This is a genomic window from Stenotrophomonas sp. AGC87 (genome assembly GCF_057333975.1).
Genome location: NZ_JBHFHW010000021.1, coordinates 116,034 through 131,843, shown reverse-complemented (window position 1 = coordinate 131,843; position 15,810 = coordinate 116,034). Strand labels below are relative to the sequence as shown.

The following is a 15,810-nucleotide window of genomic DNA, read 5'->3' as shown; positions in this document are numbered from 1 at the left end:
GCTATTGGATTCCCGACTTGGCAATTGATCCCTGTCTCGGAACGTCACCTAGTGCGTTCGATGCGGCGGGAAGGCGGAATTGCTCCAGCGCGGACATCCCTTGCAGCGATTGCTCGGCGAGGACCTTGGCGTAAACCGAGGAGGTCGTCTGGATGTCGCGGTGCCCCAGCCACTCCTGCACCAGTTTGATGTTGCCGGTCGCAAGCAGGAGGCGGGTCGCGCAGGAGTGGCGCAGCGCATGGGGCACGCACTCCTTCTCGTTAGCGAGATGTGTCCCCTTGATGGCCCACTGCCACATGCGGGTCGCCCTGGTCCGATTGAGCATCGAGAAGGGACCTTCGGCGGTGGTGCCGTGGGCCTCCCTCCGACGCCGCAGGACCTCCGCTACGCGGGCGGTGCAGGGTAGGGTGCGGGGTCGCCCCTTCTTGAGCGTCTCGTGCCGCCAGAAGCGGACATGGAGGCGACCGCTTTGCTCCACTACCTCAGACCAGCGGATGCCGATGGCCTGGCTCATGCGACAGCCCAGGTCAGCCAGGCAGATGAAGAGGTCGCGGTAGTCGGCACCATCGCGCACGCGAGGGTGTCCCCCGGCCGGTCCGTTCGGGAGGGTGTCCCAATCCAGCAGCCGCCGCAGGATCATTTCCTCGTCGTCCACCGTGAGGACGAAGGTGCGGGCGTTGTCGCGCTCGTCGGCCAGCCGGTACTCAGGCACCTCGCCCACGTAGCGCCCGGCCTTCCGCTCGCGTTTCAGTACCGCGAGGAGGCACTGCATCTTGCGGTTGACGGTGGCGGGGGCCGCGCCCTCCTCGCGCATCCGCTTCGCCATGTTGTTCACGGCGGCCTGATCGATGGCGTTGACCGGCTGATCCGCGCCGAGATAGGCCTGGACCACCTTGCAGTTGATCTTGATGGTTTCCAGGGAGCGCTTGCCGCCCCAATGGTTCGGGTCGGCCAGGGCCTCATCCATCGCGGCCTTGAGGGTGCGCGCTCGGGCGTTGGCCTTCGCCACGGCGAGCTGCGCGGAGCGCGTCTTGCCTCGGATGAGTTCCCGCAGCGCGTCCTCCGGGATCTCGGGGTCATCGCGCAGGGCGTCGAGGACCGCTTGCTCCTTACGCTCGGCTGCTACGCGGTCGCGGGTGCCGGTGGACAGGCGCACGCGCCGGTATCCGTCCTGCACGTCGAGCATGTAGTAGCGCTTATCGGGTGCGCCATGCTTAGGCGCTGTCCCTTTGAGGCGAAGGGCCATTTTTGTGTCTCCAGAAAAAGAAAAAGCCCGCACTAGGCGGGCCTCGGGTAACGCTGTGTTGGTCTTTACGCGGCGAACTTCGCCGCCATCTTCCGGCTGACTCTTTCGGCCAGCGAGGACAACCAATGCAGAGCCTTGGCGGTCGGGAAGATGAGGTTGCGCTTGCGATAGGCAGGGTCGGAACGCTGCTCAAGGAAGTCCGGTCCGGGTTCCCGATTGCGTTTGATCTGCGAGAGGTCGAGGACGTTACGGCTAACAGCCGAAGGAGAGAGGCCCCCAAGCGCCTTCTCCAAGTCCACCTGCTGAATACCCGGCTCGTCTACCACTGTGAGCAAGGTCAGGATGCGAGTGGCTGTGATGTCCTCGTCGATCTCCTCTCGAAATGCTGACAGAGCGGTGGTCAAAATGACCGTCAGTTCTTTCTGGGAGAGATTCATGGCTTCTCAATTTCCTAGTGGGGATGGTTCCCCCGAGGGAGCCATCAGGTTCTATCTTCGCAACGCAACGTAAGGATTACAAGCCCGAGGCCAATATTGGTGGCATGTTTGCCGATTTTGTCGATCCAAAAGCCCCTTTGCCAGGGGGCAGGTCGGAAGTCGAGGTCGATGTCATATCCGAATGCATTCACGTACTTGTCCAGGTACTACGCCCGCCTGCTTGGGGTCATCCAGACCCCCGCACGCGGCTCCGCAAAACACAGCCCATCCCCGGCTGCGCTCTCATTAAAACGTTTAGAACTCAACGACTTAGTGCGGGCAGGACAAGCATCATCCCCAGGGTCACAAAGGCCCCAACCACGGCGACCAGAAAGAGCGCTTGCCCGGTCCGCACCAGGGCGAGCGCCATTCTCTTTTTCGCGTCTCTCATAGAGTGAGACTGCCTTCCTGGTCGTCGGAGGTGAAGGACGATGCCAAGTGGCACCGTCCATCGCTCGAAGTCCAACACCAGAGCAGGACGCGACCGCAATAGTCTAGTACCACGGGAGAGATTGATCCCAGCTCGGGGAATGAACTATTCATGGTCTGTGGGGTTCCGTGAACCGTCCGGGGCGTCTTTGGGGACGGGATAGGTGAGTGTCCAGCCGGTAGCCTCGGGGGCCATCGTGAACTGCACGCCGGTCCGCATCAGGCCGAGCATTGCCCGGATAGCGGCGCGGCGCTCCTCGTGAGTGAAGCGGATGGTCCTCATCATTGGCGGACCTCGTCAGGCTCGGGTTCGACCACGGCGGTGACCAGCTCCTCCTCGATCACGAGGAAGGGGCCGATCTGGCGGACCTTGAGGGACGAGAGGACGATGATGGTTTTCATGCTTGTTCTCCAGCGAAGTGAGGGTCGAGGGTTCGGTGCATAATCTGGTTCCCAAAGGAGGGGCGCAGGTCATGTCGAGCTTGGTGAGAGAAATTCAGATGGACGCGCTAAGGCCGACCGTGGCCGTCAGTGACTTGCTCAGGAAGGCACTCGTCGTCTCGACCAAGCTCAACGTCAGAAGCAACGTGGAGTGGATCAATTCGGAACTGCATGGGTATGAGGCGGAACTAGAGGTCCCGGCTTACCGCGTACTGGAGGGGATACCCCAGGTCTTCAATCCCATGCGCGGCTATCAGGCACTTCAAATGCCTGCGGACATGCAAGAGATTGTTTGTAAGGTCCACTTAGGCTGGAGCGTCGCCGAGATTGAGGCGATCATTGCTCGCAATGAGAGCATGGTGCGAATGGGCTTCAACGCCAAAGTGACTGAAGCCCTCACCAAGATGATTTCCTACAACCTACGGCCGTCGATGGTGATGTCCGCCAGCATGTTTGTGCGGATACTTGACTCTGTCAGGAGCCGCGTACTGCAGTGGGCACTTGATTTGGAGGCAGCAGGCATAGTTGGAGATGGGCTATCTTTCAGTCCCGGCGAAGTAAAGGCGGCGCAGCAAGTGACAAACATTACGAACCACATTGGCTCGATGCATAACTCGCAAATCCAACAGCTTTCCTCTGGAACTCAGTCGTTCCAAATGACCGAGCAACGTGAGGTCCTGACGGAGCTTTTGACCGCGATAAAATCGGCCGCTTCCGGCCATGCGGCAGCGGAGCAGGTGAACATTGATGCCGATACTGTGTTGTTGCAGTTGCAGTCCGAGCAGCCAAAGCAGGGCATCGTCGAACAGTCCCTTCGTTCGTTGCGCGCGGTCCTGGAAGGAGCTGCCGGTGGGGCACTTGGAAATTACCTGCCGCAGTTGGTTGGAGTAATGGTGAGCCTGGGGTTCTCCTAGCGGTTCCAGAAGTAGTAGCCGCTGGCCTCGTAGGCGTCGCCGCCTAGCCGCAGGTCCCGGCCATAGCTCTCGTAGTCGAAGTACCGCGCCAGCTCGGCGGGCACGTCCTGCAGCACGCCCTGCTCGTCGATCAGGCTCTCGGCGAAGTCGGCCCAGGAATCGAATTTGCCTGCGTAGGCGTCCCGGAAGGATTCGAGGTCAACGTGGTCGCCCTCGTTGTCCCGGTAGGCAATGAACGCCTCCCGCTCGTCTTCGTCCAGCTCCTCCAGCGTCTCGACGAACTCGCACAGCTTGTCTAGGTCGGGATGCTCGCCCCACTCGCCGGGCAGGTCGTCGTAGTCGTGGATCGCCCACTCCTCGGCGCTGGGAACACTGCCGGCGTTGTTGCAGGTCGCGCAAGCAGCGTTGAGTGCTGCGGCCTCGTTGTAGTGCGACCCGCAATCGGGGCAGGGTACGCGCACATTTGGGTGCGGCGACTCGCGCAGGATGGTGCTGATCTCCTCGCGCAACCCGCTGGCGTCCAAGCCTTCCAAGTCGATCCAGTCACCGTGCTGTGCGCCGTTGTTATAGGAGGCCAGGCAGGCCACGTAGATTTTCATGGGCTCAATCCAAAAAAAGGGGCCGCTGTAGGCGGCCCCAGTTCTGTAACGAAAGTTTGACAATACTGTTATTGACGACACTGCCAATATGAATATTAGATAAATGACGAAAAGAGTGGCATATGAAAACCAGCAATCGTGTGTATGATTCGCTTCATGAACGACCTCATGACCACCGCGCGGCAAGAACTCGCATCCATCAGCCAAGAGCTAAGGGAGCTGGATTCTCGCCGCCAGGCACTGGAGACAAGAGCCAACAAGCTCCACATGTTCTTGAAGGTCTCGGAGGATTTGGGCTTTTTGAAGGAGCGGAACGCGTCATCGCACAATTCATCAATGACATCGCTTCCTCCCCTGCCTCCCCTTCCTTCTCTCCCGGCGCGTCCTGGTCCTTGGGCCAGAACTCAGAAAGAAAGGATCACGGATTTCTGTGCAAAAGCACTTGAAATTGGATTTCCGATGAAGACTTCGGAGCTTCTCAAAGAACTTGAGGAGGCCGGTATAGAAGTCGGCGGGGCTAATAAGCCGCTTACCATCTCGGCGCTTCTGTCCAAAGATGACCGCTTCGTCCCTAACAGGAAGGAAGGGTGGAGTCTAAAACCGTAAAAGCGGCAGCCCGAGACATTCGCAGTGACTCGGACTGCCATTCAACTCAGGTGTGAGGCCTGACCCATGCAGCAGGGACTGAGCTGCGAGGAGGATCTAGATATGGCACATAACACCCATATCCAGTTGTTAGACTATCACCAAAGGCCCCGGCTCGAAAGAGTTGGGGCCTTTGGTTTGAGGGGGGCTGATGTTTAGTCATAGGAACAGTTTTGCGAACGCCGCAGCAGCGCCGAAGAACGCAGCCCCCACCATAAACGGGTACCAACGCGATTCGCTATTGATCTTGGCCGTCTCGGCGATCAGCTTGGCGATTTCAGCGTCCGTCTTCCGGGCGACACTGGCGTCCATATGGGAACCTCGGCGGCTCATGTATTCTGTCCTGAGTGTAGCGGAAGGGTGAGGCGGGCGGCGACAAGCGCGCCCAGCGTCGGGAAGAAGCCCACCACGCTGCCGTTACAGCGGAGGAGCCAGCGGCCGCGCTCGCGGCGACAGGTGAAGGTCATGCGGCGCGCTCCAGTTCGGCGGTGATCCACTCGCGGGCGATGGCTTCGGCGGTGGTGAGTTCGGGGTCGGCTTCGTCGGCCAGTCGCGCTCCCAGCGGCTCGGCGATCTCGTACCCGAATACGCCGGGGAAGCCGTCCGGCTTGCACAGTTCATCGAACAGGCGATGCAGCATCCGGGCGACGTCGGTCAGGAACTCCCCGACCTCGATAGTCACCGGCACGCTCGCGCTGTGCCATCCGGCTCCCAGCAACGCGAGGTCGATGGGGTCGAAGTCGGTGGCCTTGATGGCGCGGTTTACGTCCTCGGCGAAACGCTCGGCCTGTTGCGGCGTCATGGCGGTGGCGGCCAGCTCCTCGTGGTAGTGGCCGTCGCGGTGGAGGAAGACATTACGGGTGCCGTAGGTGCGCAGCTCAGTCATGGGCCACCTCCACGAATAGGAAGGCGGCGACGACGAACTCCTGCGCGCTCATCCAATCCAGCACCGACCGTGGCACGTCGATGTAGCTGCCGTCTCCCGTTCCGATCTCCTCGGTGTCCAGGGCGCAGAAGAAGGTCGCCGAGGAGTCGCGGGGGCCGTACAGCATTGCCGGGGTGCCAGCGCGGGGGTCATCCGGGAACACCTCGCGGCGGTCCAGCTCGATCCGCCATATCGGCGCATGGGGGCAGGTCAGGGTCTTGGTATCCATGTTGGGTAGCTCCTGTCAGGCGATGAGGACGTGGGACTTGCGGGTGCGGCAGAAGGAAAAGACGTAGGCGCGTCCCAGCACGAAGACGCGGAGGAACGTGATGCCGCCTACGGTTTGCTTTCGGATGCTCATGTGACCTCGGGGGATCAATTGCGATGCGGGGATGCAACGGGCGCAGCTTTGGTGTCGCGGTCGGGGGCCTTGCGCTCCAGGTCATTCAGTCGCGCCCGGTGTTCCCGGATTGCCTTGCGGATGCAGCCCGCCACGAAGTAGTCGCGGGCGGTCATGCTGTAGTCGATGTGTTCCATCGTCGTTCTCTCAGTGAATCCGACCACCAAAAGCCCCAATCACTAGGGCCTTTGGCGGTCAGACTCCACACGGTGTGTGTGTCGTCTAACCGTCGCCAGCTTCCGGGGTTTCTGTATGACTCGCCTCATGCGGGCCTAGGGGATCGCGTCGGGGCCTTGCGCCCCAGCTTGGGAGGAGTCGTTCAGTCCTCCCCGCTATCCCTAGGTTCCGCCGTCGTCGGCCAGTCCCCCGGTAACTCCCCACTCCTAGGTAGGGGACAACCTTCGCCAGTAACAGGCGTGTTCGCAGTAGGCGCTTTCCAGCACTCCACGGCCTGCGGGTCTCGGCACCATGCCGATCTGCAATCACCACCGGGGCAACCGGCGGGCGGCGTCCGTGCCGCATCTATCCATCCCTACCTGTCCATTGATCCCCCTAAGGGGATGCAACGGGTATGCCTCTTGCCTAGCCTCGGACGCCTTTCGGTAGGTCCTCGGCGCTCCAGCGTTATCCCTATTGGCTCTATGGCGACCTATCCGTGTCGCGGCCAGCGGTGGAGCGTTTCAGCGTGGGGCTATCCTAGCCATTCCATCCCGGTTTGTCAATTCCTCCCCGTAGTGGGATGGTTCGACTTGCCGAATCGCGTTGTTGCTGCGACGGGGACTAGATTAGATCAATCCCGGACGCGGTGTCAATCCCCTTTCGGCAAGAATGTTGGATGGGGTCTGAATCGGCCTGTATAGGGCAACACGCGCGCGCATAGGGCAGGCGGTAGGTGTGGCCGTGGTGGGCGTAGGGCGGGCCGTGGTGGGCGTGTGGTGGGCGCAGGTAGGGCGGTGGTATGCCGAGGTGTGCCCAGGGCGAAACGTGGACACACTGGGGGCCAGGTGTCGGCGAATCAAAAAGACAGATAGGGACAGACAGACGCGGATGGATTGCAGCGCGTGGCGGCGTTGAATGGCCGCTGATACCCTTGGAACTGGATACGTAATCCAGTGGTTTGCCTTTGCAATCAATGGGTTAGCGAGGGTGGTGACAGCACAGGTGACGCGCGCGTTCTCTCAGGGGTGCCGCTGGACGGCTTGGGGGCCTACGGGGGGTGAAGCGCGCGTTCCGAATCGTCATATGCCTCCTCGGAAATCTGCGGCAAACATTTGCTCCCCCTCAGTCCCTCGGGTCGGGGACAGCAGCTCGGCCGCCGCGGCCCTTGGATACACGCCAGGCGATCATGGCGAGACCAGAGAAGCCCCACAGGACGCACAGAGGAACAGCCCAGGTCATCCCGTGGCCGTGCGCGTAGATCGCTATGAGGGGGTTGATCGGGGTCATGCCCGCGATCAGCAGGATCAGGAGGAGACGCTGCATAGTGGTGATCCGACAAGTGGAGACTCAGGTGGACGTAGGACACACCGTGAGTACATAGGACCATCCATAGTTATCCTTGTTGATGAATAACTATGAATAGTTCTACTAGGTAAACATATAGAAGAACTATAGATATACAGGGTAGCACGCCTGTCAAGAGGGTCTTCGACCTAGCGCCTCTGGCAGAATAGCTTTGCGCCATGGAGGCGCTACTAAAGGGGAAGGAAGATGAGCGAGGTAGATGGTTGGAATGTCTGTGTGATTGAAGGAGATATGTCATCGGACAGCTCCGCGGATCAGTACCCCCAGGTCAACGTATGCCCGTCGTGTATCAAGGAAAACCGCGCTAGCGAAGAGAGCGACCATATCGTGTCGATTGAAGGTCCTTACGATCCCAACTACGGCCCCGAATGCGGCCTCTGCGGGACTTCCCCGGACGAGTAAAGAATGGGGGCGCTATCTTGCGCCCCCTACCTTTGGTCTTACCGCCTGGGTTTCAGCCAGGTTCGACGTTGGGTGTCGTAAGTGCGAACGGGAGGTCCACTGTAGAGGTCCGTGGTGCAAGCCATGAGGACAGCCTCGGGGGCGGTCTTCCCGTCCTTCATTCCGGCCAGAGCGATCGGTGCGCCACTACCGGCCACGAACAGGTCGCGGCGGACGTCACAGGCGAGACCATCCTCGCCGTAGTAGGCCACGGGGTTCTCCCGCAGACCGACCACGAGGACAGAGTAGTCGCCCATCGAGAGGCGTTCGTCGCCAGCGGCGATCTCCCTGACCGCCTGCTGGATTTCCGAGGAAGTCCCCGCGCCGAACACGATCAGCTCCCTGCCGTCGTCGGTGGTCACCGCGTAGGACTTGTCCTCCTCGTAGCGGATGCCCCCGGCAGTCACCTGGCTGTCGATAGCAACCAGGCGACCGTCGTAGGCGAGGGTCGTCATCGGCGGACGTTGCGCTCCCAGGCGCGACGGGTGAAGTCTTCCAAGTCGATGCTGCGGAAGTCGTCGATCACCTCGCTCACGAAGCGCCGCAGGTGGACGAACAGGCCGACCGGCAGCACCCACGCGCAGAAGGTGGGGAGGAGGAACAAGATAACGATGGCGAGGTAGTGACCGTAGCTGCGTGCAGCGGTCGCCCGCAGGCGCTCCTTGAAGCTCTCCAGGGCCAGTCCGAGGGAGAGCGCTACGTGCCCCTTGGTGGTGCCATAGGCGTGCGACAGGAACGCGATGGCGCGGTTGTAGATGGTCTTGATGGTCACAGTTTGGAGTTCCAGAGAATGACCTCCGCTTCGCGGCGGTCGATGAGTCCTTGCAGGTCCTTGAGGACGCCCTTTACGCGGCCCTTGGTCCAGCGGCGGAGCTGCGCAGGAACGGAGGCATAGTCGCCAGCGTTGAGCTTTCGCAGCAGAGTGGATGTGGCGAGATTGCCTTCGCCCAGGTTGAACACGAAGTCGATCAGAGCGGCTTCCTGCGGCGCGCTAAGGGGCACGCGGACGAGGCGGCGGACGGTGGTAGCGGCCGAGGCCAAGTCGGCCTCCAGCAGCTCCACAGCGCGTTGTTCGGTGATGCGCAAACCAGGCTTTACGTCACGGCCGGTGTGGCCGTAGCCGATGGTCCATTTGTCAGCGGGGCAGAGGTACGCCACTAGGCGCAGACCCTCCGACTTCATCGTCAGAGGGCGCGCGAGCTGGACAGCCTGGCTCATACCGGGGCGTAGGGATCGAGCTGGCCGCCAGTGACGGGAGCCGTGGGGGTGCCGTCGATGTCGTTGTCGTCGTCATCGCGGTGGCGGAGGAACAGGTACAGCAGGGCAGCGGCCACGAGGGCCATCAACCAGGCAGCAAGCGTGTGCGACATAGGGGTCTCCTAGTACGTGTCGAGGTAGTTGGTGGGGTGGGGCGAGTTGCCCAGGACGGACCGGATGAAGTCGGCGTACTGCTGGTCCAGCAGCTCGGCGGCGTACCGCTTCTCTTCCTCGGTCACGTCGCGGCTCATCTGCTCGGCCCAATAGTTCACGGCCATTGCGAGCGCATCGAGGCGGTCGTCATGCCGGAGGGCACCGCGGTCGCGGGTGATGCGGGTGAGCTGGTAGAACAGTTGGTACTTCTGGTCGGACTTCTGGTCCGTGCGGAGCAACGACGCATCAACGACCAGACGATGCTGATTCAGCACCGGCTCCAGGATGTTGATGATTCGGTTCTCCTTCGAGGTGCCGTAGTGCTTCACTTCCTCGATAGGGCACGGATAGATGCGCTGCAGGACGGCCTTGAACAGCTTGGTGAACATGCCGTCGCCGAAGTTGGCTTCCAGCAGGATCACCGAGACCTTCTCGGCCCGTGCGATGTGCGCCAAAGTCTCCAAGGCTTCATCGTCAAAGCCCGCCTTGGTCGCCCCTGCGCGGCGCGCATAGAGCATCCCTCGCAGCATCGAGACCACCGCGTAGCCGGTCTCGTCGCCGCCGCGGCCGGACGGGTCGATTGCCATGACCTTGCCCGTGAACTCCTCCATATCCGGAGCGACGTACATGGGGCGGTACAGGCGGTCGCCAGTGAAGCCGACCGAGGGAATGTCCAGGGCGTATTCGTTGCCCGAGGACCACACGGTGCGGACCGGGGCGACCTCGCGGTCGATGTCCATGACCAGCAGGTCGGAGAGCTTGAGCGGGTAGCGCTCGCTGTCCGACAGGGTGGTGTCCAGCATGAACTGGAGCATGAAGCCAGAGCGGCCGTAGGACGCCTCTCGCTCCAGCAGGTCCTCATCGGAGAAGCGGACGGACTCCGCGTTCTTCCAGGCGAGGCGCTTGGGGTCAGAGTCAAACTGATCGGCCAACAGTGGAGCCAGGCGGTCGCCGTAGGTGGCCCGGTGCTTGGCGTCCTTGGGGAACCGAGCGGGCCAGATGCGGATTGCGTAGCCGCGCTCGGGCAGCTTGTTGTAGATCGACTCTTCGGTCTGCGGGGTGCCCAGGTAGACCACCTCGCCACCGGGCTTGAGGACCGCGTCGAACTCCTTGATGAGTTCGCCCAGCTTCTCGCGCTGCACGATGGTGAGTGAGTTCTTTGGCACCTCGACGTCGTCGGCCACGATGGTGTCCGCACGGGAGCCGGTGAGCTGACCGGTGATGCCCACGGACTTCACCGAGGGGGACTGATCGGGCAGCGCTGGGCCGACGTCGAACGCCAGGTTGGAGTTACGCTGGTCGCCGCGAGGCTTTAGGTGGTGCAGCTCGGGCAGCGTTTCGATGAGGCGCTTGACGAACACGGAGAACGAGTCAGCGCGCTCCTTGCTCGCCGAGACCACCATGATCTTGTGCTGGGGGTTCTTCCAGAGAAGCCAGCAGACGTAGGCCGCCGTTACCCAGGACTTCCCGACGCCGCGATACGCCATGATGATGCGACGTCGCGGTCCGGCTTGCAGGTATTCGCAGATGTCGTACTGGATCGGAGTGGGCGTGGGGAGGCCCAGCTCCTTCCAGACGTACCAGGCGAAGTTGCGGAAGTCCTCGAACGGATGGCGAACGTGGAGGCTGGTGATGCCCTCCACTTAGTTCAGTCGGCCATCCTGAGCGGGGTCGAACGGATACTGCGTCATCCTGTCCGCCACGCGGCCCATTGGCGAACCGGGGGCCGCCACGGCAGACACGTCGTTGTCCTTGACGAACTGGCGGATGACGTTCAGCAGCGCCGCAGCGCCCTTCTCATTGGGGTCGATGTTGTCGAGGGCTTCCTCGAACACCTCGGCCAGCTTCGAGTGGACTGCGGCGATCTTGTCGATGGACGCGGCGCGGCTCACTTGGACACCACGCGATTGAACAGGGCCTCCAGGGCGGAGGCACCCAGGGACGACAGGATGCACGCGAGTGCAACCTGGGCGACGAAGGAAACGCCGGGGATGAGGATCACGATGGCACCTGCGGCAACGCCGGTAGCGCCGGAGAGAACTGCTCGGCCGCAAGCCTGCTTCCAGGTCAGCGGTTCGTTCGAGGTGAGCATCTTGGCGATGCCCACGATGAGGCCAGCGCCCGCGAGGGCACCGACCAGCTTGACTTCGTCGTGCATTGGTCCTTTGAAGGTTTTCGAGAGGGTTACAGGGGAACGCCGAAGCTGTAGTCGTAGTTGCCCGTGAGAGTGAGCTGCGTGACGCCATCAGTGACAACGACGGTGAACGTCCCGCTGCGATTGGTGTTGCGGCCGGTCGCGCTGACCGTACCGCCGAGACCACTGCCGCCATGAGAGGCAGCCGTACCGGTGACAGTGCGAGAGACGACCGAATAGTTACCGGTGCCGCCCGAACAAATCACGTTGTATCCGCTGCTGACTGAGCCGCTGGTCGATTGCGGCCACTGGCCGGAAAGCCAGCTTGGCGAGAGCGACGCGGTGAACGGAGTCGCCTTCACCGCGCCATAGAACTGCGAGGCGTAGATCGGTCCGCTTGTGGGGACGCCGTAGTTCGCGGGAACGTCCGGGACCAAACCGCGGCCCCGGTAATACTGGTCCATGTAGATCGGATACCCGCCACCGAACTCGGCGCGGATCATTTCCCAGGAGATCGGACCGGAGCCGGGGAGGGCCATTAGGCACCTCCCTCGACAACCGCGAGCCGCTTGCGCAGCGACTGCACCTCTGCGATCAGCAGCGGCACAGCCTTCTCCCACTGGATCGTCTTGATGCCGTTGGCGTGCGTTGCAACCATCAGCGAGTACACGTCCTCGGCTTCCTGCGCGATACCGCCGATCTCGTGATCCGACGCCGGGTTGAACGTGGGGTTCAGCTGGGCGATTGCGTTGGGGTTCCAGTCGAACTCACGGACGCGGAACCGGTCGAAGAAGTCGGTCACTTTGGTCGCCGAAGCGTCCACGATGTTCTTCTTGAGGCGGGCATCCGACGCATAGGCAACGATGTTGCCGGTAGCGACCCAATTGTTGTTTGCGTCACGGTAGGCACACCACGCGAAAGCATTGTTGGCGAGGAAGCCGTGGTTGTTGTCGTTGCAGTGAAGCCAGTGCGACGACCCGTGGTCGGTGTCATAGCAGGCAATCGTCGGCGAGCCGCTTTCCAGCCGCAAGTCGCCTTCGCTACCGCCGCCGCCCGCGATCAGGACACGCTTCCCGCCGTAGGTGCGGATGTACGTATTGTCCTGCATCATCCAGCCGCCGCCGTGGGCTTCGTGATACCAGCCGGTGCCGGACTGCTGGGAGCGGAACCAGCCACCGTTGAGGTAGAGCTGGTCGCCCACGGTAAGCCGGGAGGTGACGTACGCGGCCCCGTTCCACTGGAGGCTGTACGAGCTGTTAGCGTTGTTGCGCGCGATACTGGCAATGTCGTCGCCAGCACCGTTGGTGCCATGCAGGTACACCGCGCCTGCCGCACCCATTCCGGTGAGTCGGAGGGGGGAGGCGTTGCCCAGGACGACTTGCCCCGAGAAGGTTGCACCAGCAGTTCCCGCCTTGGCGTCCAGCGCTGCCTGGAGACCACTCACGTCGCCGATGGCGTGCGAGTGCGCCACAGCAGCAGCCCCGATCTCCGCCAGAGTCCACGCTACGTTCGCCGAACCGTTGACCGACTTCGCAGTCGAGCCGATGGTCAGGTTGCGCGCGGTCCCCCAATTCGCGGTCGTGACGTTCGCCGAGCCGTTGAACGAGGTGCCGTTGATGGTTCGCGCGGTGGTCAGAGTCGCGGCAGAGTTTGCGGAGGTGGCCGTGCCTTGCAGCGGTCCAACGAACTGCGCGGCGGTGAAGCTCCCGTCTGGCTTGAGGACGGCCTGCGCCGCCGTCGCGGTGTTGCCGCCCGGTCGCAGGTAGATGGATTCTTCGCCTGCGGCGATGACGAGGGAGCCGGTGGACGGGGAGCGGACAATCGCGCCAGCACCGAGGTCGATGATCTGATCGTTGCCGACGCTGAAACCAGCGGAGTAGTGCTGCTTGCCCGCCCAGGTGTTCGCCCCTTCCAGTGTCGCCAGCTCGCGCCAGGGCGCGTTGGTGGTCGTCGCGCAGGTCCGGTAGAACAGCTTGTTGGCGGTGCCGTGGTTGGACAGAAGTTGCAGGCCGGTGCCTGATTGATACTTCCAGGTCAGGACCGTGGCGTCGCCCGTGTTCGGCCCTCCCGTTGGCGACTGGTTATAGAGCGCCGCCGTCGAGGTAGTGACCGCGTCGATGTCGCCGCCAGATACCAGCGGCAGCAGGCCGCCCGCATTCGGCGTGAGGGTTTGAGCGTCAGCCGTCTTTACGTAGCCGCCGAGCCTCCAATCGCCCCAGCCCTTGAGGACGGACGCGGAGAGTAGCCGCCCGGTGGTTGCAGTGCCAGCCTGGAGTTCTGCCGAGGACACGACCGAGTAGGTCGAGTTGGCATCGGCTTGGTTGGTCCACTTGCCACTGGTGCTGTCGTACTTGAGTACCTGCCCGTTCGCCGGCGAGCTGATCGTGGTGTCCGACAGGTCCGCTACGGCGTGGGTGTGGGCCGAATCGGCCTTGGTGGCCGGGTCGAAGTTGGCGCTATGCCACACCTCTACCCAATCCTTCCAGCGCCCGGACGCCGTGGTGTCCTTCGTGTCGTTGCGGGAGCGCAGGTAGAACTTCTGCTGTGCGCCATAGTAGGCACCGAGGGCGATGCCCGTGGCGCTGTCGGGGGACGGCAGGGAAACGGCGATGGAGAAGGAGCTGGGTAGACCGTTCTGTGCAACGCCCGCGCGATAGACCGCGATGTCCTTAACGCCCGCCTGCCAGTCCACCCCCGAAGTCAGGAGGACCTTCGAGTCGAGTTCGGTCTGGAGGTTGGTGACGTTGGCGATGGTGTGGGTGTGCGAGGTGTTCGCCTTCGCATCCAACGCGGCTTGGGTGGCGGTACTAACCGGCTTCGCCAGGTCAGCCGTGTTGTCCACCTTGTCCAGTCCGACCTGCGCCTTGGTGTGGGTATGGGTGGAGGCCGGGTAAGTGGCAGGTTTGCCGGTGACCTGTGTGTTGAAGTCCACGTCGTTTCGGGTCGCCAATACGCCCAGGCCGCCAATGTCGCCAGCCACGAGCGTGACGTCGCCCTGCTTACCGGCGACGCTGGACACCTGATCGGTGTTGTCGATCTTCTCCCAGGAGACGCCATAGAGCGCTTGATCGCCGACACGCCAGTGGATGCCGCTTATCGTGCCTTCGCCGATCACCTTGTAGAAGTGGCCCTTCACCGGGTTCGCCGGGTACTTGCCAGTGCTGGCGTCCCACGACCCCATGTAGATCAAGGAGCCAGTAGCAGCAGCCTGGGCTTGGGCGGCCCAATGCTTCGCCGAGAATTCACCGGTCGATACCTCGGTGCCTGCCGGAGCATTCGCGTACAGGTTGGCCTTGTCGCGTGCGGCTTCCGCCGCGGTCTTCGCCGAGGAGGCCGTCTGCGCCGAGGTGGACGCAGCAGCGGCCGAGCCGGACGCGGCGGAGGCGTGGTTCGCGGCGGTAGTTGCCGAGCCAGACGCCTCGCCCGCCTTGGTGCTGGCGGTGGTCGCGCTGTTCTTGGCGTTGGTGGCCTGGGTTGCGGCCGTGGAGGCAGAGCCAGCCGCAGCAGTCGCCGAAGCGGCAGCGGCGGCAGCGTCGGCTTCCACAAGATCGGCCACGTCAGTCGTGTCGCCCAGCACAGTGCGGGCGGAGGCCAAAGCCGCCTCTGCTGCGGTCTGGGCGGTTTGAGCTGCGGTGCGCGCAGTTTCCGCCCCGGTCTTCGCCGTGTTGGCATTGGTGGCCGAGGTGGCCGCCGCGGTCTTCGAGGTGTTCGCCGCAGTGGCCGAGCCAGCAGCAGCGGTAGCCGAGGTTGCGGCTTGGCCCGCAGACGAGGCAGCGTTGGTGGCCGATACCGACGACCGGCCAGCCGAAGTCTCCGCCGCAGCAGCCGAAGCCGCCGCAGCATCCCGGTGGGACGTGGTGGTCGTCTCGATGTCGCGGATGGAGTCTGCGGTAGCCGCAGCTTCCTCCGCCGAGTCGGCCGCGTCGTTGGCCGAGTTCCGGGCGTCTACCGACAGGCCAGTCACCAGGGTAGCGATCTCGCGCACCTGGGCAACCGAGCCGGTCAGCTCGTTGGTCATCCCCTTGACCTCCTTCTGGAGCTGCGGGAAGGACGGCAAGGTGTGGTTGACGCCGAGGCCGTCCGTCACAACGACGGTTCCTTCTTCCTGCGTCAGCAGCGAGATCATCTGATTCTCGCGGGTGTTCCAGCGGTCAACGACTTTCGACAGGCGCTGAGCCAGGTCGGAGTTGGAGACGTAGCCGGGAGTGGTACTCATGCGGTAGAGG

At 62.7% G+C, this 15,810-nt stretch carries 19 protein-coding genes; 2 read left to right on the top strand and 17 right to left on the bottom strand.

Annotation, left to right across the window (positions count from 1 at the left end):
• Position 1: 1 nt before the first annotated feature.
• Positions 2-1,246, bottom strand: coding sequence for a tyrosine-type recombinase/integrase (locus ACE026_RS08325; protein ID WP_486038656.1), 1,245 nt, complete (start codon positions 1,244-1,246; stop codon positions 2-4).
• A 65-nt stretch (positions 1,247-1,311) separates the two neighbouring features.
• Positions 1,312-1,683: a hypothetical protein gene (locus ACE026_RS08320; RefSeq protein WP_319623785.1), complete on the bottom strand. Its 372-nt coding sequence runs from the start codon at positions 1,681-1,683 to the stop codon at positions 1,312-1,314.
• An 872-nt stretch (positions 1,684-2,555) separates the two neighbouring features.
• Here ACE026_RS08320 and ACE026_RS08315 point away from each other — a divergent pair.
• The gene (locus ACE026_RS08315) at positions 2,556-3,506 is read left to right on the top strand and encodes an AbiTii domain-containing protein (RefSeq protein WP_486038655.1); all 951 of its coding nucleotides are present in this window, start codon (positions 2,556-2,558) and stop codon (positions 3,504-3,506) included.
• Here ACE026_RS08315 and ACE026_RS08310 read toward each other — a convergent pair.
• Positions 3,503-4,105: an antirestriction protein ArdA gene (locus ACE026_RS08310; protein WP_486038654.1), complete on the bottom strand. Its 603-nt coding sequence runs from the start codon at positions 4,103-4,105 to the stop codon at positions 3,503-3,505. The genes ACE026_RS08315 and ACE026_RS08310 overlap by 4 nt on opposite strands.
• A 156-nt stretch (positions 4,106-4,261) precedes the next feature.
• Here ACE026_RS08310 and ACE026_RS08305 point away from each other — a divergent pair, with 156 nt between their 5' ends.
• On the top strand, positions 4,262-4,711 hold the full coding sequence (locus ACE026_RS08305; RefSeq protein ID WP_486038653.1) for a hypothetical protein: 450 nt from the start codon (positions 4,262-4,264) through the stop codon (positions 4,709-4,711).
• Positions 4,712-4,909: 198 nt separating this feature from the next.
• On the opposite strand, the gene ACE026_RS08300 is transcribed toward ACE026_RS08305, so the two are convergent.
• The 14 genes from ACE026_RS08300 to ACE026_RS08235 all read right to left on the bottom strand — a co-directional run bounded on the left by ACE026_RS08300 (position 4,910) and on the right by ACE026_RS08235 (position 15,800).
• Positions 4,910-5,083: a hypothetical protein gene (locus tag ACE026_RS08300; protein WP_486038652.1), complete on the bottom strand. Its 174-nt coding sequence runs from the start codon at positions 5,081-5,083 to the stop codon at positions 4,910-4,912.
• 130 nt (positions 5,084-5,213) lie between these two features.
• Positions 5,214-5,636 (bottom strand): hypothetical protein, encoded by a 423-nt coding sequence (locus tag ACE026_RS08295; RefSeq protein WP_486038651.1) that lies wholly within the window; start codon positions 5,634-5,636, stop codon positions 5,214-5,216.
• The gene (locus ACE026_RS08290; RefSeq protein ID WP_486038650.1) at positions 5,629-5,904 is read right to left on the bottom strand and encodes a hypothetical protein; all 276 of its coding nucleotides are present in this window, start codon (positions 5,902-5,904) and stop codon (positions 5,629-5,631) included. Before ACE026_RS08290 ends, ACE026_RS08295 begins: the two co-directional genes overlap by 8 nt.
• Positions 5,905-6,050: 146 nt before the next feature.
• Complete coding sequence (locus tag ACE026_RS08285; RefSeq protein ID WP_483006965.1) at positions 6,051-6,212, bottom strand: hypothetical protein; 162 nt, start codon at positions 6,210-6,212, stop codon at positions 6,051-6,053.
• Positions 6,213-7,356: 1,144 nt separating this feature from the next.
• Positions 7,357-7,557 carry a hypothetical protein gene (locus ACE026_RS08280; RefSeq protein ID WP_319623775.1) on the bottom strand — a complete coding sequence of 67 codons (201 nt, stop codon included), beginning with the start codon at positions 7,555-7,557 and terminating at the stop codon, positions 7,357-7,359.
• Between the two features lie 482 nt (positions 7,558-8,039).
• Complete coding sequence (locus ACE026_RS08275; protein WP_486038649.1) at positions 8,040-8,495, bottom strand: hypothetical protein; 456 nt, start codon at positions 8,493-8,495, stop codon at positions 8,040-8,042.
• A complete protein-coding gene (locus ACE026_RS08270; RefSeq protein WP_486038648.1) occupies positions 8,492-8,812 on the bottom strand; it encodes a hypothetical protein in 321 nt (106 codons plus the stop codon). The genes ACE026_RS08275 and ACE026_RS08270 overlap by 4 nt, the downstream gene beginning before the upstream one ends.
• Positions 8,809-9,258 (bottom strand): lysozyme, encoded by a 450-nt coding sequence (locus ACE026_RS08265; protein ID WP_486038647.1) that lies wholly within the window; start codon positions 9,256-9,258, stop codon positions 8,809-8,811. The genes ACE026_RS08270 and ACE026_RS08265 overlap by 4 nt, the downstream gene beginning before the upstream one ends.
• Positions 9,255-9,410: a hypothetical protein gene (locus ACE026_RS08260; protein ID WP_483006962.1), complete on the bottom strand. Its 156-nt coding sequence runs from the start codon at positions 9,408-9,410 to the stop codon at positions 9,255-9,257. The genes ACE026_RS08265 and ACE026_RS08260 overlap by 4 nt, the downstream gene beginning before the upstream one ends.
• 9 nt (positions 9,411-9,419) lie before the next feature.
• Positions 9,420-11,093, bottom strand: coding sequence for a phage terminase large subunit (gene terL, locus ACE026_RS08255; RefSeq protein ID WP_319623770.1), 1,674 nt, complete (start codon positions 11,091-11,093; stop codon positions 9,420-9,422).
• The gene (locus ACE026_RS08250; protein ID WP_486038646.1) at positions 11,094-11,342 is read right to left on the bottom strand and encodes a hypothetical protein; all 249 of its coding nucleotides are present in this window, start codon (positions 11,340-11,342) and stop codon (positions 11,094-11,096) included.
• Positions 11,339-11,608: a phage holin family protein gene (locus ACE026_RS08245; RefSeq protein WP_319623768.1), complete on the bottom strand. Its 270-nt coding sequence runs from the start codon at positions 11,606-11,608 to the stop codon at positions 11,339-11,341. The genes ACE026_RS08250 and ACE026_RS08245 overlap by 4 nt, the downstream gene beginning before the upstream one ends.
• 26 nt (positions 11,609-11,634) lie before the next feature.
• Positions 11,635-12,123: a hypothetical protein gene (locus tag ACE026_RS08240; protein WP_483006960.1), complete on the bottom strand. Its 489-nt coding sequence runs from the start codon at positions 12,121-12,123 to the stop codon at positions 11,635-11,637.
• A complete protein-coding gene (locus ACE026_RS08235) occupies positions 12,123-15,800 on the bottom strand; it encodes a tail fiber domain-containing protein (protein WP_486038645.1) in 3,678 nt (1,225 codons plus the stop codon). The genes ACE026_RS08240 and ACE026_RS08235 overlap by 1 nt, the downstream gene beginning before the upstream one ends.
• Positions 15,801-15,810 lie beyond the last annotated feature (10 nt).